The 20,238-nt window shown below is 67.5% G+C and carries 13 protein-coding genes; 9 read left to right on the forward strand and 4 right to left on the reverse strand.

What is annotated here, in order from left to right; all coding sequences use genetic code 11:
* Positions 1-72 precede the first annotated feature (72 nt).
* From P0M04_RS14025 to P0M04_RS14050, 6 genes are all read left to right on the forward strand, one after another.
* Complete coding sequence (locus P0M04_RS14025) at positions 73-1,581, forward strand: tryptophan halogenase family protein (protein ID WP_259449871.1); 1,509 nt, start codon at positions 73-75, stop codon at positions 1,579-1,581.
* 67 nt (positions 1,582-1,648) lie between these two features.
* Complete coding sequence (locus P0M04_RS14030) at positions 1,649-3,421, forward strand: DEAD/DEAH box helicase (protein ID WP_259449872.1); 1,773 nt, start codon at positions 1,649-1,651, stop codon at positions 3,419-3,421.
* Positions 3,422-3,610: 189 nt separating this feature from the next.
* Positions 3,611-4,945 (forward strand): MFS transporter, encoded by a 1,335-nt coding sequence (locus P0M04_RS14035; RefSeq protein WP_259449873.1) that lies wholly within the window; start codon positions 3,611-3,613, stop codon positions 4,943-4,945.
* A 73-nt stretch (positions 4,946-5,018) separates the two neighbouring features.
* Positions 5,019-6,650: an alpha-D-glucose phosphate-specific phosphoglucomutase gene (locus tag P0M04_RS14040; protein WP_259449874.1), complete on the forward strand. Its 1,632-nt coding sequence runs from the start codon at positions 5,019-5,021 to the stop codon at positions 6,648-6,650.
* A gap of 143 nt (positions 6,651-6,793) precedes the next feature.
* Positions 6,794-8,476 (forward strand): alpha-amylase family glycosyl hydrolase, encoded by a 1,683-nt coding sequence (locus P0M04_RS14045; RefSeq protein ID WP_259449875.1) that lies wholly within the window; start codon positions 6,794-6,796, stop codon positions 8,474-8,476.
* Between the two features lie 51 nt (positions 8,477-8,527).
* Positions 8,528-9,529 carry an alpha/beta fold hydrolase gene (locus P0M04_RS14050; protein ID WP_371877326.1) on the forward strand — a complete coding sequence of 334 codons (1,002 nt, stop codon included), beginning with the start codon at positions 8,528-8,530 and terminating at the stop codon, positions 9,527-9,529.
* On the opposite strand, the gene P0M04_RS14055 is transcribed toward P0M04_RS14050, so the two are convergent.
* Both P0M04_RS14055 and P0M04_RS14060 read right to left on the reverse strand, forming a co-directional pair.
* Entirely contained in the window at positions 9,526-10,125 is a 600-nt protein-coding gene (locus P0M04_RS14055; protein ID WP_259449876.1) for a response regulator transcription factor, read from the reverse strand. The two genes, P0M04_RS14050 and P0M04_RS14055, sit on opposite strands and share 4 nt — an antisense overlap.
* The gene (locus P0M04_RS14060) at positions 10,122-12,230 is read right to left on the reverse strand and encodes a sensor histidine kinase (protein WP_259449877.1); all 2,109 of its coding nucleotides are present in this window, start codon (positions 12,228-12,230) and stop codon (positions 10,122-10,124) included. Before P0M04_RS14060 ends, P0M04_RS14055 begins: the two co-directional genes overlap by 4 nt.
* Positions 12,231-12,363: 133 nt before the next feature.
* Between P0M04_RS14060 and P0M04_RS14065 the strand changes: the two genes are divergently transcribed.
* From P0M04_RS14065 to P0M04_RS14075, 3 genes are all read left to right on the forward strand, one after another.
* Entirely contained in the window at positions 12,364-13,704 is a 1,341-nt protein-coding gene (locus P0M04_RS14065; protein ID WP_259449878.1) for an MFS transporter, read from the forward strand.
* Between the two features lie 152 nt (positions 13,705-13,856).
* Positions 13,857-15,725: a glucokinase gene (locus P0M04_RS14070; RefSeq protein ID WP_259449879.1), complete on the forward strand. Its 1,869-nt coding sequence runs from the start codon at positions 13,857-13,859 to the stop codon at positions 15,723-15,725.
* A 55-nt stretch (positions 15,726-15,780) separates the two neighbouring features.
* Entirely contained in the window at positions 15,781-16,587 is an 807-nt protein-coding gene (locus P0M04_RS14075) for a DMT family transporter (protein WP_259450088.1), read from the forward strand.
* Positions 16,588-16,596: 9 nt separating this feature from the next.
* Here the strand turns inward: P0M04_RS14075 and P0M04_RS14080 are convergent, their stop codons facing one another.
* Both P0M04_RS14080 and fabF read right to left on the reverse strand, forming a co-directional pair.
* Entirely contained in the window at positions 16,597-18,900 is a 2,304-nt protein-coding gene (locus P0M04_RS14080) for a DUF4214 domain-containing protein (protein ID WP_259449880.1), read from the reverse strand.
* A gap of 60 nt (positions 18,901-18,960) precedes the next feature.
* Complete coding sequence (gene fabF, locus P0M04_RS14085) at positions 18,961-20,208, reverse strand: beta-ketoacyl-ACP synthase II (RefSeq protein WP_281042453.1); 1,248 nt, start codon at positions 20,206-20,208, stop codon at positions 18,961-18,963.
* Between the last annotated feature and the right edge of the window lie 30 nt (positions 20,209-20,238).

The following is a 20,238-nucleotide window of genomic DNA, read 5'->3' on the forward strand; positions in this document are numbered from 1 at the left end:
GTCGGCCCTGTGCTGATGCTCCCACCCTTGCCGGTTTGCGCCGGCAAGGGTTTTTTTTTGTATCCTACGACCATGACGCAACAGACTCCTCTCCAAGACATCGTGATCGTCGGCGGCGGCACGGCCGGCTGGATGGCCGCCGCCGCGCTGGCGCGCCTGCTGCAGGGCCGCTTCGCCATCCGCCTCGTCGAGTCGGACGAGATTTCCACCGTCGGCGTGGGCGAATCGACGATCCCGATGATCCGCCTGTTCAACGACGTCCTCGGCATCAACGAGGACGAGTTCGTGCGCGAGACGAAGGCCACATTCAAGCTCGGCATCGAATTCAAGGACTGGAGCCGCCCGGGCGAGCGCTACATGCACGGGTTCGGCCGCTTCGGCCAGGACGTGCAGACCGTCGACTTCTTCCAGTACTGGCTCAAGGCCCACCAGGCCGGGATCGCGCCCGACCTCGAGCACTATTCGATCAACCGGATGGGCGCGCGTGCGGGCAAGTTCATGCGCCCACCGCCGGAGGCGCCGAATTCGCCGCTGGCCGACATCGTGTACGCGTTCCACCTCGACGCCGGCCTGTACGCCCGCTACCTGCGCACCTACGCCGAAGCGCGCGGCGTGCGCCGCACCGAGGGCAAGGTGGTCGAGGTGCGCCAGCGCCCGCACGACGGGTTCATCGAGTCCGTGGTGCTGGCCAGCGGAGAAGTCGTGACGGGCGATCTGTTCCTCGACTGCACCGGCTTCCGCGGCCTGCTGATCGAGCAGACCCTGCACGCGGGCTTCGAGGACTGGAGCCACTGGCTGCCGTGCGACCGCGCCTGGGCCGTGCCGTGCGCGCTGTCGGGCGATTTGCTGCCGTACACGATCGCGCATGCGCGCCCGGCCGGCTGGCAATGGCGCATCGGCCTGCAGCACCGCACGGGCAACGGCCACGTGTTTTCCAGCCGCCACATGAGCGAGGACGAAGCGGCATCCATCCTGCTGAATAACCTGGATGGCGAAGCGCTGGCCGAGCCGAAGCTGCTGCGCTTTACTGCCGGCCGCCGCCGCAAGGCGTGGCACCGCAACGTGGTGGCCATCGGCCTGTCGTCGGGGTTCCTGGAGCCGCTCGAATCGACGTCGATCCACCTGATCCAGTCCGCGCTCTCGCGCCTGCTGGCCTTTTTCCCGGACAAGGGGTTTCACCAGCCCGACATCGACGAGTTCAACCGCCAGGGCGATTTCGAGGTCGAGCGCATCCGCGATTTCCTCATCCTGCACTACCACGCCACGGCCCGCGCCGACACGCCATTCTGGAACCATGTACGCACGATGGACATTCCGGACACGCTGCGCCGCAAGATCGACCTGTTCAAGGCCCATGGCCGGGTCGTGCGCGAGAACGAGGAGCTGTTTACGCCGGTCGGCTGGCAGCAGGTGCTGCACGGGCAGGGCGTGCAAGCGGGCGGCTACCACCCGCTGGTCGATTTGATGGGCGAAGGGGATCTGCGCGATTTCCTCGCCAATACGGAGCGCGTGATCGGGCGGTGCGTGGATGTGATGCCGGCGCATAAGGATTTCGTGGCGGCCGTCGCCGCCGCGAAATAATCGGGAGCTCGGCCGCCTGAAGTAGTAAACTACTCGTTTGCTTACGATTTTATTTGAAGATTCCTACATGCAAGACACACAGCTCCCGACCTTCGCCGACCTCGACATCCCCGCACCCATCCTCAAGGCACTGAAGGAGGTCGGCTACGAGACGCCGTCGCCGATCCAGGCGGCCACCATTCCTCTCCTGATGGAGGGACGCGACGTGCTGGGGCAGGCGCAGACGGGCACCGGCAAGACGGCCGCCTTCGCGCTGCCCGTGCTGTCGCGCATCGACGTCAAGAACCCGGCCGTGCAGGCCCTCGTGCTCGCGCCTACGCGCGAGCTCGCGATCCAGGTCGCCGAAGCGTTCCAGAGCTATGCCGCGCATCTGAAGAATTTCCACGTGCTGCCGATCTACGGCGGCCAGAGCTACGGCCCGCAGCTGTCGGCGCTGCGCCGCGGTGTGCAGGTCGTCGTCGGCACGCCGGGCCGCGTCATCGACCACCTCGACAAGGGCTCGCTCGACATCTCGCAGCTGAAGACCCTCGTGCTGGACGAAGCCGACGAGATGCTGCGCATGGGCTTCATCGACGACGTCGAGCGCATCCTGCAGGAAACCCCGCAAGGGCGCCAGACCGCGCTGTTCTCGGCCACGATGCCGCAGCAGATCAAGCGCATCGCCAAGACGTACCTGAATGAGCCGAGCGAGGTGACGGTGGCCGCCAAGACGACGACGGCCACCAACATCACGCAGCGCTATTGGCTCGTCGCGGGCCTGCAGAAGCTGGACGCGCTCACGCGCATCCTGGAAGCGGAGCCGTTCGACGGCATGATCGTCTTCGCGCGCACGAAGCTCGGCACCGAGGAACTGGCGTCCAAGCTGCAGGCACGCGGGTTCGCCGCGGCCGCCATCAACGGCGACATGGCCCAGCAACAGCGCGAGCGCACGATCGAACAGCTCAAGAACGGCAAGATCGACATCCTCGTCGCCACCGACGTCGCCGCGCGCGGCCTGGACGTGGAGCGCATCAGCCACGTGATCAACTACGACGTGCCGTCCGACCCGGAAAGCTACACGCACCGCATCGGCCGCACGGGCCGTGCGGGCCGCAGCGGCGACGCGATCCTGTTCATCACGCCGCGCGAACGCGGTCTGCTGAAGGCGATCGAGCGCGCCACGCGCCAGCCGGTGGCGCCGCTCACGCTGCCGACCATCAAGGCCGTCAACGAGGTGCGCATCACGAAGTTCAAGGAGCAGATCGGCGAGACGCTGGCCGCGGGCGGCCTGGACGTGTTCCGTTCCCTGATCGAGGACTTCGAGCGCGAGCAGAACGTGCCCGCGATCGACATCGCGGCCGCGCTGGCCAAGCTGTATCGCGGCGACGAGCCGCTGCTGCTGGAAAAGCCGGACCGCGAGCCCAAGCCGGAATTCCGCGAACGCGAGGAACGCCCGGCGCGCGCGGGCCGCGAAAGCTTCGGCGACGAGCGCCCGGCCCGTGCCGGCCGGGATGGGGAAGGCCGCCAGGGCTTCAAGAAGGAGCGCGTCGTGCGCGCGCCGGAGCCGGGCATGGCCACGTACCGCATCGAGGTGGGCCACTTCCACGGCGTCAAGCCGGGCAACATCGTGGGCGCGATCGCCAACGAAGGCGGCGTGCCATCGAAGGAGATCGGCCGCATCGAGATCTACGACGACTTCAGCACGCTCGACATGCCAGCCGACCTGCCGCGGGACCTGCTCGACCATCTGAAAAAGGTGTGGGTGGCGGGCCAGCAGCTGGGCATCACGCGCGACGGCGAAGAACCGCCGGAGAAAAAGCCGGCAAAGCGCAAGTTCGCGGACAAGAAACCCCGCAAATAAACACCGGGGTCAGAGCCCGATTTTTGGCAATTGCCCAAAACAGGGCTCTGACCCCGGTTGTTGTTTGACTACATTTTCTGTGGCTTCCCTTTAGATTCAGGGTGTTGTTTCGTTGACACCCAGAAAACCCCATGTTACTTTGCTACATGTGGCAGCCTGGCGGGAGTCCAGGCGCATTAGGGGACACAGATGGAAATGCAAACACATGCACTCAAGCCGCGGCTGACTTTCTGGCAGCTGTGGAACATGAGCTTCGGCTTCTTCGGCATCCAGTTCGGCTTGGCGCTGCAGAACGTGAACACGAGCCGGATCTTCGCCACGCTGGGCACGTCGATGGACGACCTGGCCCTCGTCTGGCTCGCGGCGCCCGTTACGGGCCTGCTCGTGCAGCCGGTGATCGGTTACCTCAGCGATAACACGTGGCACCCGCGTTGGGGCCGCCGCCGTCCGTTCTTCTTCCTCGGCGCCGTGCTGGCCGCCATCGCGCTGTTCGTGATGCCGAATTCCTCCGCCGTCTGGATGGCCGTGGCCATGCTGTGGCTGATGGATGCCTCGATCAACATCTCGATGGAGCCGTTCCGCGCGTTCGTCGGCGACAAGCTCGATACGTCGCAGCAGACCGCCGGCTTCGCGATGCAGACCTTCCTCATCGGCTGCGGCGCCGTGATCGCGTCGCTGCTGCCGATCCTCTTCACGAACTACCTCGGCGTCTCCAACGTGCCCGTCGACGGCGGGGTGCCGGATTCCGTGCGCTACTCGTTCTATATCGGCGGCGCCGCGTTCCTGCTGGCCGTGACGTGGACCGTGTTCACGTCGACCGAACTGCCGCCGCCGGACCTCGACCGCTTCGCGGCCCAGCGCAAGCATTCACGCAATTTCGGCGTGGCGCTGCGCGAGATCATGGGCGGCTTCGCGCGCATGCCGAAGGCGATGGTGCAGCTGGCGTTCGTCCAGTTCTTCTCGTGGATCGCGCTGTTCGCGCTGTGGATCTACACCGGTCCCGGGATCGCCGACAACGTCTACAACACGACGGATCCTCTGTCGGCGGGCTACCAGGACGCGGGCAACTGGGTCGGCGTGATGTTCGCCGTCTACAACGGCATGTCCGCGCTGGCCGCGTTCGTGCTGCCCGTGCTGGCGCGCCGCACGAGCCGCAAGGCGTGCCACGCCGTCTGCCTTGCGATCGGCGGCCTGTCGCTGGTCAGCGTGTTCTTCTTCCACGACAAGCACCTGCTGCTGATTCCGATGCTGGGCGTGGGCGTGGCGTGGGCGAGCATCCTCACGATGCCGTATGCGATCCTGGCTGCCGCGCTGCCGCCGAACCGCATGGGCTATTACATGGGCCTGTTCAACTTCTTCATCGTGATTCCGCAGATCGTCAGCGGTCTCGTGCTCGGCTGGTTCACGAAGCATATGTTCGGCAACCACGCGGTACTTACGCTGGTGCTGGGCGGCGTGTCGATGGTCATCGCGGCCGTGCTGGCGCTGTTCGTCACCGACCGTCCGGAGCGCGCCGCCCACTGAGAGCGGCGCCGCAGTCGGGGCGAGTGCCGTATCCTTACGGGTTTGACAACAACCCCCCCGACAGGAGCAAGACATGACAATTCAGACGATTGCGACGACCCCGTTCGCCGGGCAACGCCCCGGCACGTCCGGGCTGCGCAAAAAGGTGACGGAGTTCCAGCAGCCCGGCTACCTCGAAAACTTCGTCGAGGCCATCTTCCTGACGCTGGGTGACTTCCAGGGCCGCACCCTGGTGCTCGGCGGCGATGGCCGCTATTTCAACCGCGACGCCATCCAGACCATCCTGCGCATGGCCGCCGCCCATGGCGTGAGCCGCGTGCTCGTGGGCCGCGGCGGCATCCTGTCGACGCCGGCCGTCAGCTGCGTCATCCGCAAGCGTGCCGCGCTGGGCGGCATCGTCCTCTCGGCCAGCCACAACCCGGGCGGTCCCGACGGCGACTTCGGCATCAAGTACAACATCGACAACGGCGGCCCGGCGCCCGAGAAAATCACCGACGCGATCTACGAACATACGAAGACCTTGAGCGCGTACCGCATCAGCGACGCCGGCCCGGTCGACCTGGATAGAATCGGCAGCATCCGCCTCGAAGACATGGAAGTGGAGGTGATCGATTCCGTGTCCGACTACGCCGAGCTGATGGCCGGCCTGTTCGACTTCGACGCCATCCGCGCCCTGTTCCAGCGCGGCTTCACGATGCGTTTCGACGGCATGTACGCGGTCTCCGGCCCGTACGCGAAGGCCATCATCGAAGGCATGCTGGGCGCGCCCGCCGGCACCGTCGTCAACGCCGAACCGCTGGAAGACTTCGGCGGCCACCACCCGGACCCGAACCCCGTCAACGCGGCCGAACTGATCGCGCTGATGGACGGCCCCGACGCGCCCGACTTCGGCGCCGCATCGGACGGCGACGGCGACCGCAACATGATCGTCGGCCGCAAGCTCGCGGTCTCGCCGTCGGACAGCCTCGCCATCATCGCCGCCAACGCGACCGCTGCGCCGGGCTACCGCGACGGCATCAAGGGCATCGCGCGCTCCATGCCGACGTCGCAGGCCGCAGACCGCGTGGCCGCCGCGCTGGGCGTGTCCTGCTTCGAGACCCCGACCGGCTGGAAGTATTTCGGCAACCTGCTCGACGCGGGCCTTGCCACGCTGTGCGGCGAAGAGAGCTACGGCACGGGCTCGATGCACATCCGCGAAAAGGATGGCGTGTGGGCCGTGCTGTTCTGGCTGAACCTGATCGCCGCGACGGGCAAGTCCGTGAACGAGATCGTGCAGGAACACTGGGCCCGCTTCGGCCGCAACTATTATTCGCGCCACGACTACGAGGCCGTGGACGCCGGCGCCGCCAACGCAATGATGGACGACTTGCGCGGCAAGCTCGCATCGCTGGCAGGCCAGACGCTGGGGGATTTCCGTGTCCAGCTGGCCGACGATTTCACCTATACCGACCCGGTCGACAATTCCGTGTCTTCCCGCCAGGGCGTGCGCATCGTCATGACGGACGGCTCGCGCATCGTGATGCGCCTGTCCGGCACCGGCACGGAAGGCGCCACCGTGCGCCTGTACCTGGAACGCTACGAAGCCGACCCGGCCCGCCACAACCTCGATACCCAGCAGGCGCTGGCGCCGCTCATCGCCATCGCGGAGCAGGTGTCGGGACTGAAGGCGCGGACCGGGCGGGAGCAGCCGAGCGTGATTACGTGATGCAACCGCACGATCTACCGCGCACTCAACCAACGTCGTCCCCGCGCAGGCGGGGACCCAATCTTGCATGCGTTTCGACGGCGCATGAACTTGGGTTCCCGCCTTCGCGGGAACGACGCTTATAACTACTGACAGGACCCCGCATGAAACTCCCCGTTCTCGCCGCCTCCCTGATGCTCGCCTTCGGCGCCGCCTCGGCCGCGCCCGACCTGTCGCCGGTCAAGGGCAAGCCGTTCACCTGGGATAACGCGACCGTCTACTTCCTCGTGATCGACCGCTTCAACAACGTCGATCCGTCGAACGACCTCGCCTACGGCCGCAAGAACGACGCGGCCGTCGCGCGCGGCTTCATGGGCGGCGACCTGGCCGGCGTCACGGCCAAGGTCAAGGAAGGGTATTTCACGGACCTGGGCGTGGACGCGATCTGGATCTCGCCGCCGGTCGAGCAGATCCACGCGTCCACCGACGAGGGCACGGGCGTCAGCTACGGCTTCCACGGCTACTGGGCGCGCGACTTCACGGCCGTCGACGCCAACGTGGGCACCGAGAAGGACGTGCGCGACCTCGTCGAGGCGGCGCATGCGCGCGGCATCCGCGTGCTGCTCGACGTCGTGATGAACCACACGGGGCCGGTCACTCCGGAAGATACCGTGTGGCCGTCCGACTGGGTGCGCACGTCGCCCGTCTGCAACTTCAAGGACGTCAGGGGCACGGTCGATTGCGCGCTCGTGAAAAACCTGCCGGACTTCCGCACCGACAGCAATGCGAAGGTCGACCTGCCGCCGTTCCTCGTCGCGAAGTGGAAGAAGGAAGGGCGCTACGACCGCGAAGTGAAGGAGCTGGACGACTTCTTCAAGCGCACGGGCTACCCGCGCGCACCGCGCTACTACCTGATGAAATGGCACGCCGACTGGGTGCGCAAGTACGGCTTCGACGGCTTCCGCGGCGACACCGTCAAGCACACGGAACCCGGCGTGTGGAAGGACCTGAAAAAGGTGGCGAGCCAGGCCTACGAGGACTGGAAGCGCACGCCGGCCGGCAAGCAGGCCGTCGACAAGATGGGCAATGTGCCGTTCTTCATGACGGCCGAGGCGTTCGGCCATCCGATCGCGGACGGCCGCCAGTTCGCCTACGAGGACGGCACGAAGGTCGACTATTACAACAACGGCTTCGACAGCATGATCAACTTCAGCCTGCCGAACGACGCCGGCCAGAGCTACGAGACGCTGTTCTCGAAGTATTCGACCCTGCTGAACGGCCCGCTGAAAGGCGTCACGGTCCTGAACTACCTCGACTCGCACGACGACAGCCACCCGTTCGACGCAATGCGCGCGCGCCCGTTCGAGGCAGCGAACAAGCTGCTGCTGGCGCCGGGCCAGGCCCAGGTCTACTACGGCGACGAGACGGCGCGCGTACTGAAGATCGAAGGCGCCGTGGGCGACGCGAACCTGCGCTCGTTCATGAACTGGGACCAGTTGAAGAACAATGCCCAGGTCGGCCTGCACGGCGTGGCCGAGGTGCGCGACCACTGGGCGCGCCTGGGCCGCTTCCGCCACGCGCATCCGGCCGTGGGCGCGGGCGTGCACCAGATGATCGCCTCCAGCCCGTACACGTTCAAGCGCACGTACGAGAAAAACGGCGTCTCCGACCGCGTCGTCGTCGCCCTCGACCTGCCGCAGGACCGCACGGTCGCCATCTCCGTGGCCGGCGTGTTCGGCGACGGCCAGACGGTGCGCGATGCGTACACGGGCAAGACGGCCATCGTCTCGGGCGGCAAGGTGCAGTTCGATACGCGCGCACCGGTGGCGCTGATCGCGCAGGACTGAAAACCGCATCTCCGCTAGACTGCGGGGCATCGCATCCACCAGGAGAATCCGATGCCCCGAGCACGCCTGACCGCGGCGGCGTGCGCTGCGCTGATCATGAGCGCAGCCCACGCCGCCGAACCCGCCTACGGCCCCGAGCTGGAAGGCTTCGATTACCCGTACCCCGTGCAGCAATACCGCTTCACGTCGCAGGGCGTGCCGCTGCACATGGCCTACATGGACGTGAAACCGGCGCAGCCGAACGGCCGCACCGTCGTCCTCCTGCACGGCAAGAACTTCTGCGCCGCGACGTGGAAGTCGTCCATCGACGCGCTCACGAAGGCCGGCTACCGCGTCGTCGCGCCCGACCAGATCGGCTTCTGCAAGTCGAGCAAGCCGGAGCACTATCAATACAGCTTCCAGCAACTGGCCGCCAACACGCACGCGCTGCTGGCATCCATCGGCGTCAGACAGGCCACCGTGATGGGCCACTCGACGGGCGGCATGCTGGCCGTGCGCTACGGTCTGCTGTATCCGGAGGAGACGGAGCAGCTGGTGCTCGCGAACCCGATCGGGCTGGAAGACTGGAAGGCGCTGGGCGTCCCGGCGCTGGGCGTCGACAAGTGGTACGAGCGGGAGCTCCAGACGACGGCCGACAGGATCCGCGCGTACGAAAAAGCCACGTACTACGTCAACGACTGGAAGCCCGTGTACGAGCCGTGGGTGCAGATGCTCGCGGGGCTGTACCGCGGGCCCGGTAAAAAACTCGTCGCGTGGAACTCGGCCCTGCTGTACGACATGATCTACACGCAGCCGGTCGTGTACGAATTCCCGTTACTGAAGATGCCCGTGCTGCTGCTGATCGGGACGAAGGACAACACGGCCATCGGCAAGGATGCCGCGCCGGCCGAACTGCGGCCGAAGCTGGGCAACTACGCGGCGCTGGGCAAGGCTGCGGCGAAGGCGATTCCGCATGCGACGCTCGTCGAGTTCGACGACATGGGCCACGCGCCGCAGATGCAGGATCCGGCGCGGTTTCACCAGGCGTTGTTGACAGGATTGAGCAAGCGCTAGCCGAGCCACGGGTGCGCCGCCAGCCACCGCCCCAACTCGTTATCGTTCGCGCACTGCAGCTTGCTGAAGATGTTCGCGCGATGCGTCTCCACCGACCGCGGTCCGCATGGCGGCACGAGCACCCGCGCGATCTCCTTGTTCGGCTGGCCGAGCCCCACGAGCCGCGCGACTTCCCGTTCGCGCGGCGTCAGCTCCGCCCACAGCCGCAGCGCGTGTGCACGGGATCGTGCCTCCGCGATGGCGGCCGGCAGCTTGTCGAGCAGGTGCTGCGTGTCCGGCTTTTCCACCCAGTCCCACGCACCCTGGCGCACGGCTTCGAGGGCGGTCGGGATGTCGCCGTGGCCGGACAGGAACAGCGTGACGAGCGGGCTGTGTGCCGCGCGCAGGCGGTCGAACACGGCCAGGCCGCTCATGCCGCCGAGGCGCAGGTCGAGGATCACGCAGCCCGGCTGGCGCATGTCGACGGCCTCTAGGAACGCCTCGCCCGATTCGAACGCCTGCACGGCCAGGCCCTGCGAAAACAGCAGCAACAGCAGGGAACGGCGCAGGGCTTCGTCATCGTCGACGACGTACAGGGTGAGCGGGATGTCTTTCATGGCGCGATCGGAAGTGTGAAGGAAAAGGCGGCGCCGCCGCCCGCGGGGTTCTCGACGGTCATGCAACCGCCGTGGGCCTCGACGATGGTGCGGCAGATGTTCAGCCCCAGGCCCAGGCCGTCGGGGCGGGTGGTGAAGAAGGGCGCGAAGATCTGGTCGAGCTGCTCGGGCGGTATGCCGGGACCATGGTCGGTGACGGTGATACGCACGCCCGTGTCGACGCGCCGGCTGGTCAGGTCGATGGCGCCGCGCGGGCGGTCCTGCATCGCGTGCATCGCGTTGTGGATCAGGTTCACGAGCACCTGTTCGAGCAGGACCCGGTCGCCGCGTACCACGGTGCCGCCATCGTCCAGTGCAAGCTGCAGCGCGATGCCCGCCTGCTTCAGCTCGGGCTCCAGCAGCGCCGCCGCGTGCGCGATGACGCCGTCGACCGCGAGGTTTTCGTAATGCCCCCGCTTGGGGTTGATGAACGCGCGCACCCGCTTGACGATCTCGCTGGCGCGTTTCGACTGTTCGACGATCTCGTCGAGCGCGCCGGCCAGCATGTCGGGCGGCGCCGATTGCGCGGTGAGGGCGCGCGCGGCAACGGCGAAGTTCGACAGCGCCATCAGCGGTTGATTCAGTTCATGCGCGAGCGTGGACGCCATCTCGCCCACGCTCGCGAGGCGCGCGCTGCGCTGCAGGCGCACTTCCTGGTCGCGCTGGCGGGCCTCGGCCTGCTTCTGCGCCGTGATGTCGACGACGGAACTCATCCAGCCCCGGTGCACGCCCTGCGCGTCGACGAGGGGGGCCGTGTAGACCATCGTGATCACGTCGTGGCCGTCCTTGTGGCGGATGCGCGATTCGAAGCCGTGCGGGGCGGCGCGGCCCTGCAGCGCGTCGGCGCTTTCGCGCTCGTGTTTTTCCTGGTCGTCCGGATGCCAGTACGGGTAAGGCGGACGGCGTCCGAGCAATTCGTCCGCGCTGTAGCCCACCATCGCGCACAGGGCCGGGTTGACGTAGATGATGGTGCCCTCCGGGTCGCGCGCACGCATGCCCACGAGGAGCGAGTCTTCCATCGCCTTGCGGAACGCGTGCGCTTCTTCCAGGTCGTGGGTGCGTTCCTCGACGCGGCGTTCGAGTTCGATGCGGGCCGAGCGCTGTTCGCGGAAGCGTTTTTCGCGCAGGCGCCAGTACAGCACGCCGAGCAGCAGCAGCGCGACGGCCAGGGCGGCCAGCATCAGCGCGAGCTGGCGCGCCTGCACCACTTCCTTCATGTCGGTCGTGACGGTCAGGGTCCAGCCCAGTTCCGGCAGCGGCGTGTCCAGCGCGAGCAGGTCCAGCCGGCGTCCGCCCATGTTCGTGTGCAGGACGAAGCCGGGGGACGCCCCGCGCGTCTCCGTCTGCCACGGCAGCACGTAGAAGCGTTCGCGGTTGCCGTACTGGCGGTGCTCGACGATCCAGTGCAGGTCGGCCGCGGACACGGGCCGGATCGCGTGGAACAGCCAGTCCGGCACGGCGGAGAGAAAGACGATGCCGCGGCTGTCGCGCAGCACCACCGGGTCGGCGCCGCGCATCCATGCGGCCTGCAGCGGTTCCAGGCTGATTTTCACGACGACGACGCCCAGGATAGCGCCGTCCGCGCGCACGGGTTCCGCGATGAACAGCCCGGACTGGCCCGTCGTGAGGCCGAGGCCATAGAAGATGCCGCGCCGGCCCTGCACGGCATCCTCGAAGTAGGGGCGCTGGCGATAGGACTGGCCGACGAAACTGGACGGCAGGTTCCAGTTGCTGGCCGCGAGCGTGAGGCCCGCGCGGTCGACGAGGAACAGCGCGGCGGCGCCCGTCGTCGCCTGCAGGTCGGCGAAGTAATCGTTGACGCGTGAGCGCAGCGCGCCGTCGCGCGGGGTGCGCAGCAGGTCTTGCACGTCCGGGTGGCGGGCCGCCGCGTGCGGCAGGAAGTCGTGCTTCTCGACGAGGCCGCGCAGGCCCAGCACGTGCGCGGCCGCGGCCTGGCGCAGGCCTTCCGTCTTGGTCTGCAGCTCGTGGCGCTCGGCCCAGTTCCCCGACGCCGCGATGACGGCCAGCGCGAAGGCGCCGATGAGGAGGTTGAGCAGTTTGGCCATGGCGCCAACGATAGCAGTTGCGCGGCCTGAAGAAAACCGTCTCCGTAGTTTTACGGAGGAGGGCGCGCCGACATTGCGGATGTGTGCGCGGCCCATGGCTGGGATAGTGGGCATACCAAAAGAGGAGACATCCATGAACACCATCACATCCAAGGTCGGCGCCCAGGCGGCGGCCGGCGCCGGCGAGCGCATTTCCGGCTCGCGCCTGAAGGCCATCTTCATCGGCTCGGCCGGCAACCTCGTCGAGTGGTTCGATTTCTACTGCTACTCGGCGTTCGCGCTGTACTTCGCGAACTCGTTCTTCCCCAAGCAGGATCCCACGGCGCAGATGATGTCCACGGCGGGCATCTTCGCGCTGGGCTTCTTCGTGCGTCCGATCGGCGGCATCCTGTTCGGCCACATCGGCGACCGCCTCGGCCGCAAGACGGCGCTGATGACCTCCGTACTGCTGATGTGCTTCGGCTCCCTGCTGATCGCCTGCGCGCCGACCTACGCCGCGGCCGGCATCCTGTCGCCGTGCATCCTGCTGCTGGCGCGCCTGCTGCAGGGCCTGAGCCTGGGCGGCGAATATGGCGCCAGCGCGACGTACCTGTCGGAGATGGCGGACTCGAAGCACCGCGGCTTCTACAGCAGCTTCCAGTACGTGACGCTGATCGGCGGCCAGCTGCTGGCGCTGGTCCTGCTGCTCGTGCTGCAGAACTTCCTGCTCGACGCCGACCAGCTGCGTGCCTGGGGCTGGCGCATCCCGTTCTTCACCGGTGCCTGCCTCGCGCTGCTGGCCCTGCGCATGCGCCACAACCTGCCGGAGACCGCGTCGTTCGAGGCCGCGCGTAAAAAGGCGAAACCGATGGGCGGCCTGAAGCAACTGATGCAGCACCCGCGCGAAGTGATGCTGGTGATCGGCCTGACGATGGGCGGCACCCTGGCCTTCTACGTCTACACGACCTATATGCAGAAATTCCTGCGCCTGTCCGTCGGCCTGACGGATGGGCAGACCACCGCCGTCTCGGCCGCGTCGCTGCTGTTCGCGATGTGCCTGCAGCCGCTGTATGGCGCGCTGTCGGACCGCATCGGCCGCAAGCCGCTGCTCATCGGCTTCGCGCTGCTGGGCACCCTGTTCACCGTGCCGCTGTTGACCGGTATCCGCCACGCCAGCGGCCCGTGGGAAGCGTTCGGCCTGATCGCCTGTGCCTGGATGATCGTGTCCGGCTACACGTCGATCAATGCACTGGTAAAAGCCGAGCTGTTCCCGGCCTCGATCCGCGCCACCGGCGTCGGCGTGCCGTATGCATTCGCCGTCTCCGTGTTCGGCGGCACGGCCGAGTACCTGGCGCTGTGGTTCAAATCCATCAGCCTGGAAAGCGGCTTCTACTGGTACACGACGGCCGTCATCGCCTGCACCCTCGTCGTCTGCTGGTTCATGCGCGACACCGGCGCGCTGTCGAAGATCGACGCGGAAGCGCGCGGCCAATAAGCATCCGGCGTTGTCGATGTGGAAAGAGCGGTCCTTCGGGGCCGCTTATTTCGTTGTAACCACCCGAATCGGGTCATAATCGCTTTTTGGTGCATTTCAATCAATGGTATCCTACGCGCAATAGAGGAGACCTTCGCGAGAAGAGCAACACCATGACGCTTGAGCCCGACACCGAACAGAAGCACACCCGCGGCGCCTATTCCGACGGTCCGCGCCTGCTGGCCGACATCGGCGCGACCCATGCGCGCTTTGCCCTGGAGATCGCGCCGGGCGTGCTGCGCAACGTGGCCGTGCTGCTGTGCGACGACTATCCGGGCATCGTCCCGCTGCTGAACGCCTACCTGGCCCAGACCCAGGCCCAGAGCGGCAATACCCGCATCACGCATGCGGCGTTCGCGCTCGCGAATCCGATCAGCGGCGACTTCATCCGCATGACCAACCGCGACTGGCAGTTCTCGACGGAAGAGGTGCGCCGCACACTCGGCCTGACGACCTTGCTGATCGTGAACGACTTCACGGCGCTGGCGATGGCGCTGCCCGGCTTCAAGCCGGAAGACCTGCTGCAGATCGGCGGCGGCAAGCCGATCGCGAATGCCGTGGCCGGCGTGCTCGGTCCGGGCACCGGCCTGGGCGTCTCCGGCGTGATCCCGACCGTGGACGGCTTCGTCACCCTCGGCAGCGAGGGTGGCCACGTCAACTTCGCCCCGGCCGACGAACGCGAATTCGCGATCCTGCAATACGCCTGGCGAGAATGGCAGCACGTGTCGAACGAGCGCCTGATCTCCGGCCCGGGCATGGAAATCATCTATCGCGCACTCGCGCTGCGCAACGGTGTGGAAGCGCCGCCGCGCGATGCCGCCGCGATCATGGCCGCGGCGCTGGACCAGAAGGATCCGCTGTGCCAGGAAGTGCTGGAATGCTTCGCCGGCATGCTGGGCGGCGCGGCTGCGAACCTGGCCGTCACGCTGGGCGCGTTCGGCGGCATCTTCATCGGCGGCGGCATCGTGCCGCGCATGGCCGAGTGGTTCAAGACGTCGCCGTTCCGCACGCGCTTCGAAGCCAAGGGTCGCTTCTCCAGCTACCTCGCGCAGATCCCGACCTACGTGATCATGATGCCGACGCCGGCCCTGTACGGCGTGTCGAGCATCCTGTCGGAACACCTGCGCAACCGCAGCGGCGCCAACACGCTGATGGAACGCGTGCAGCACCTGCAGGCGGAACTGTCGCCGGCCGAGCAGCGCGTGGCGCAGCTCGTGATCGAGCACCCGCGCAAGGTGCTGTCGGAGCCGATCGCCGAGATCGCGAAACTGGCCGACGTCAGCCAGCCGACCGTGATCCGCTTCTGCCGCTCGCTGGGCTTCTCCGGCCTCGCCGACTTCAAGCTGAAGTTCGCAGGCAGCCTGACGGGCACGATTCCCGTCCGCCACAGCCAGGTGCGCATGACGGACAGCACCCATGACCTGTCGGCGAAAGTCATCGACAACACGGTGTCCGCGATCCTCAGGTTCCGCGACCAGCTGGACGTGAACTCGATCGACCGCGCCATCGACATTTTGCGCCGCGCCAAGCGCGTCGAGTTCTACGCGATGGGCAATTCGCGCGTCGTGGCGCTGGACGGCCAGCACAAGTTCTTCCGCTTCCGCATCCCGACGTCGTCGTACGGCGATTCGCACCTGTTCGCGCTGGCGGCCGAGCTGCTGGGACCGGGCGACGTGGTCGTCGCCATCTCGACGACGGGCCAGCTGCCGGAACTGCTGGACGCCGTCGACGTGGCGCGCGCCGCCGGTGCCGACGTCATCGCCATCACGAGCAGCAAGTCCGCGCTGGCGCGCAAGGCAAGCGTCTGCCTGGCCGTCGACCACAGCGAGGACAGCACGACGTTCCTGTCGATGATCTCGCGCATCCTGCAGCTGCTCCTCATCGACATCATGGCCGTCGGCATCTCGCTCGGCCCGGCCGGTGAAGCGGCGGAGGGCGACAGCGAACGCCGCCGCCTGCTGATCTCCCACCTCGACATCTGACCGGCGCATCGTGGCGCGCGCGACCTCCGCCACGATCGCCCTGACGGCACTTGCGATGGCCGCGTTCGCGGCCAACTCGCTGTTGTGCCGCATCGCCTTGCGCGATGCCCACATCGATCCCGCCACGTTCGGCGTCATCCGCGTGACGTCCGGTGCGCTCGTGCTGATGCTTGCCATGCGTCTGCGGTCGCGTCCCGCGGCAACGCCGGACTGGCGCGCCGCCGCCATGCTGTTCGCCTACGTGGCAGCGTTTTCGTTTGCCTACCTCACCTTGCCGGCGGGGACCGGTGCGCTGATCCTGTTCGGCGCCGTGCAACTGACGATGTTCGCCGTGGGCCTCGCGGGCGGCGAACGGTTCGCGCCGCGCGGCTGGGCGGGCCTCGCGCTGGCGCTGGCCGGCTTCATCGTACTCGTCTTGCCCGGCGTGGCCGCGCCGCCCTTGACGGGCGCCGCGCTGATGGCCGTCGCGGGCATCGCGTGGGGCGCGTATTCATTGCGCGGGCGCGGCGTGCCCGACCCGCTCGCGGCCACCGCATCGAACTTCCTGCGCGCCACGCCGCTCGCGCTGCTGCTAGGCTTCCTGTTCGCTGCACGCGCTCATGCGGATACGGCCGGGATCGTGCTTGCCATTGCGTCCGGTGCGCTGACGTCAGGGCTCGGCTACGTGATCTGGTACGCGGCGCTGCGCGGGCTGTCGGCGCTGCAGGCCGCGAGCGTGCAACTGTCGGTGCCCGTGATCGCGGCCGTCGGCGGCACGCTGTGGCTGGACGAGGCGTTCACGCCGCGGCTGCTGGCTGCCGTCGTCGCGATCCTGGGCGGGATCGCGCTCGTGCTGACGGATCGGGCGCGCAAGCGGGGTTGATCCGCCCGATCAGCGCACGCGCCCCTGCATCGCGAGATAGACGCGCGCGCTGGCCGGATCGTCCGACGTGACGGTGAGCTGGCCGGTGTACAGGCCCGGTCGCTTCGGCTTGCCGTCGGGGCCCGTGCGCACGCTGAGCCGGTACGTGATCGCGACGCTTTGGCCCGGCTTGAGTGTGACTGGCATCACGCCACCCATCTGCTCGAACGGGTAGTTCGGCCAGAGCAGCACGCGGCCGTCGGAAAAACTCTGCTGGGAATCCGTCTCGAATTGCGCGTTCTCGCCATATTCGTACTGGCCGCCCTGCGGCGTGCCGTAGTCGACGCCCGTGACGACGAAAATCGTACCGATGCGGACGTGCAGGTCGGCGTCGCCGCGGTTGGAAAAGATCACCACCCGCCGCGCGCCCGCGCCGCCGACGGCATCGGCCATCGTGATCGGCATGGTCAGCGCGCCGCCGTTCTGGTGCTTGCCGTCGATGACCAGCTTCGGCTGGGGCCCCGCCGGTACGGGACGCATCGTGATCCAGGGATCGCCTTGCAGGCTCACGGGCGAGCCTTCCAGGCGGCCGTACACGGTTTCCGCGAAGGTGCTGCCGTTCTGGAGCAGGGCGTATTCGTTCTTGATGATGTCGTCTTCGTAGAGGCTCGTGACCGCCGTGACGGTGGTCGTGCCGCGCGTGAGCAGCGCATTCCCGCGCATCAGCAGCGTCGTCCCGACCGAGTCCGGGTACAGGAAGTTCTGCGTGCTGCAGGACGCCAGTTCGATGTACTTGGCCTTGACGGATTGCGCGGCCACGCTCGACGCGTTCCAGTCGGTGCTGTCGCTCGAATAGAAGACGCCGGGCGTGCCGGGACCCTCGAAGTCGAGATACTGCGGTGCGCCATGCACGTTCACGACGCACATTTCCGTGTTCTGGCCGATACAGTCGAGGAAGGCGTCGCGCCGTTGTACCGACGTGCCCTCGTTCAGGTAGCTGATGGCGCCGGCCGGATACAGGCCGACGTTCGCCCACTTGTCCGATTGATCGCCCCACTGGGCTGCCGGACCGCCGAACCAGCCGGCTTCGATCATGCGGAAGCGCTGGACCCAGCCCGCATTCGCGCTCGCGCCGGCGCGGTGATAGGCGATCATCTGGTCCAGCTTGTTCGCCAGTTCGCCCGCTTCCGCCTGGGGGCTGGTCCCGCGCAGGACCGACAGCACCAGGCCGTTCTGGCAGCGCGGGTCGGCCGAATGCAGGGCCAGGGCATTGAGGACCTGGCCTCCGGCATTCAGGTCGAAGGCGGGGCAATCGGGCAGGCGATACACGTCGAGGAACGGCGCATCGCCGGCGGTGGGGATGGGGACCTGGCCGACGAGGAGGGCGCCGTCGTAGCCCTCCAATTGGGCACGGATCGCGCTGATGGTAGTGGCGGCGGCGGCGACGTCCACGCTCCACGCGGGGCCGTTACGGCGCAGGGCGGTCAGGTCGTTGCCCAGCGCGCCGGCCAGCGCGGCTAGGCGGGTGCCGTTGTCGGCCAGGCGTTCCGGGGCCGCGAGCAGGAGAATCCTGCGCGTGCCCGGCACCGCCTCGTCGAACTTGCCGGCAGCGAGATCGGCGAGGCGTCCGATGGTGGCGTCGATATTCGCCTGCACGGCGGCGTCGTCGGCCATGCCGGCCACGTTGTGCATCAGGCCGCGTACGATGGTGTTCGCGATGTGGCCGTCGTACAAGGCGCGCTGCCCGGCCGCATCGAGCGTACGCGTGAACTGCACGGCGGCCCGCACCTTGCGCGTCGCCAGGTCGGCGTCCGTCCCCTGGGCGCCGGCCAGCACGGACAACAGGACGTTCGCCCGCGTGACGCCGTGCAGGTTGAGCGCATCGACCCAGAACTTGTCGCCGGCCGCGTCCGGGTAATGCGAAAACAGGTTCTGGTACAGGGCGAGTACCCATTCCGCGTCGTAGCAGGTGATCACGCAGACGGGATAGAGCTGCTTCGATTCCTCGCTCGCGGCGAAGGCATCGACCAGGTTGCGCACGGCGGCATTCGTCCCGTAAGCATCGAACAGGCCCCCGATCGTGGTCGGAGCCCCGGCCGCGCGGTAGGCTTTCGTGAAGTAGGCCAGGCCGGCAGGATCGGCGGGACGGCCGAAGTAGCCGAGGTACAGCTGCTGCACCAGGTATTCGTATTCCGCATCCACGCTCGCCGGGGTGCCGAGGGCGGCGGCGGTGCGCTCGGCACCGGTGTGCTGCACCGGTTGCTGGTCGCCGCCGCAGGACGCCAGGAGGACAACAAGCAGGGCCGAGGCGGCGGCCCGGATCAGTGTGCGCATGGGGGAGGTGAGTGGAACGAAACCCCCATGCTATTCGATATAAACCGTTTTGTGTAAATATTAAGCAGGCATCATGCGCCGGAACAGCAGGCTCGCGTTGACGCCGCCGAACCCGAACCCGTTCGAGATCGCATAGTCCGTCGCAATCGCGCGCGCCGCGCCGCCGACGACGTCGACGCCTTCCGCCGCCGCATCGGGCTGCACAAGGTTCAAGGTCGGCGGCGCCACCTGGTCGCGCAGGGCGAGCACGGTGAAGATGGCTTCCACGCCGCCGGCCGCGCCGAGCAGATGGCCCGTCGCGGACTTGGTGGCCGAGACGGCGGGGCCCCGTCCCGCGCCAAAGATGGTCTTGATGGCGGCCAGTTCGCTCACGTCGCCCACCGGCGTGGACGTCGCGTGGGCATTCAGGTGCCCGATGAGTTCGGGCGCGACGCCGGCCTGCCGGATCGCCTGTGCCATCGCGCGCCGTCCGCCGTCGCCGTCCTCGGGCGGGGACGTCATGTGGTACGCATCGGCACTGGTGCCATAGCCGACCAGTTCCGCGATCGGCACCGCGCCGCGGCGCAGCGCGTGCTCCAGCTCTTCGATGACGAGGATGCCGGCACCTTCGCCCATCACGAAGCCGTCGCGCGCCGCATCGAATGGACGCGATGCCTGCGTGGGATCGTCGTTGAAGCTGGTGGACATCGTCCGCGCGGCGGCGAACGCGCCGAAGCTGACCCGGTCGATGCACGCCTCGGCGCCGCCGCACACGGCGACGTCGGCCTCGCCCCCACGGATCAGGCGCGCGGCATCGCCGATGGCCTGTGCGCTCGCGGCGCATGCCGTCACGGGCGCACCCAGCGGACCGCGCAGGCCGTGGCGGATCGAGATCTGCCCGGCCGCCATATTGGCCAGGAAGCTCGGCACGGTGAACGGCGACAGGCGCCGCGGTCCGCGGCCGTCTGTGGTGCGCACGGCTTCCACAATGGCGCCAAAGCCGCCGATGCCGGATGCCACGATGGTGGCCGTGCGTTCGCGCTCATCGTCGGTCTGCGGCTGCCAGCCGGCCTGCTGCAAGGCTTCCCTGGCAGCGGCCAGCGCGAACATGCTGAACCGGTCCATCTTCTTCTGGTCCTTCGGTTCCACGAAGCGGTCGGCATCGAAGCCCCACGGGCGGTCGTCCGTCAACGCCGGCACGACGCCGGCAACCTTGGCCGGAATCGCTTCCGTGATCTCCTCGGACAGGCCGACCAGGCCGGACTCGCCCTTCAACAGGCGTCCCCACGCGGTTTCGACCCCACAGCCCAACGGCGACACCAGGCCCATGCCGGTCACGACGATGCGTTTCGTATTCAC

This window comes from Telluria mixta (genome assembly GCF_029223865.1).
Taxonomy (GTDB): domain Bacteria; phylum Pseudomonadota; class Gammaproteobacteria; order Burkholderiales; family Burkholderiaceae_D; genus Telluria; species Telluria mixta.

Excerpts from the sequence above, each read along its gene's own strand:
- P0M04_RS14025 (WP_259449871.1), top strand. The coding sequence starts at position 73 with ATGACGCAACAGACTCCTCTCCAAGACATCGTGATCGTCGGCGGCGGC.
- P0M04_RS14030 (WP_259449872.1), top strand. The coding sequence starts at position 1,649 with ATGCAAGACACACAGCTCCCGACCTTCGCCGACCTCGACATCCCCGCA.
- P0M04_RS14035 (WP_259449873.1), top strand. The coding sequence starts at position 3,611 with ATGGAAATGCAAACACATGCACTCAAGCCGCGGCTGACTTTCTGGCAG.
- P0M04_RS14040 (WP_259449874.1), top strand. The coding sequence starts at position 5,019 with ATGACAATTCAGACGATTGCGACGACCCCGTTCGCCGGGCAACGCCCC.
- P0M04_RS14045 (WP_259449875.1), top strand. The coding sequence starts at position 6,794 with ATGAAACTCCCCGTTCTCGCCGCCTCCCTGATGCTCGCCTTCGGCGCC.
- P0M04_RS14050 (WP_371877326.1), top strand. The coding sequence starts at position 8,528 with ATGCCCCGAGCACGCCTGACCGCGGCGGCGTGCGCTGCGCTGATCATG.
- P0M04_RS14055 (WP_259449876.1), bottom strand. The coding sequence starts at position 10,125 with ATGAAAGACATCCCGCTCACCCTGTACGTCGTCGACGATGACGAAGCC.
- P0M04_RS14060 (WP_259449877.1), bottom strand. The coding sequence starts at position 12,230 with ATGGCCAAACTGCTCAACCTCCTCATCGGCGCCTTCGCGCTGGCCGTC.
- P0M04_RS14065 (WP_259449878.1), top strand. The coding sequence starts at position 12,364 with ATGAACACCATCACATCCAAGGTCGGCGCCCAGGCGGCGGCCGGCGCC.
- P0M04_RS14070 (WP_259449879.1), top strand. The coding sequence starts at position 13,857 with ATGACGCTTGAGCCCGACACCGAACAGAAGCACACCCGCGGCGCCTAT.
- P0M04_RS14075 (WP_259450088.1), top strand. The coding sequence starts at position 15,781 with ATGGCCGCGTTCGCGGCCAACTCGCTGTTGTGCCGCATCGCCTTGCGC.
- P0M04_RS14080 (WP_259449880.1), bottom strand. The coding sequence starts at position 18,900 with ATGCGCACACTGATCCGGGCCGCCGCCTCGGCCCTGCTTGTTGTCCTC.
- fabF (WP_281042453.1), bottom strand. The coding sequence starts at position 20,208 with ATGGGCCTGGTGTCGCCGTTGGGCTGTGGGGTCGAAACCGCGTGGGGA.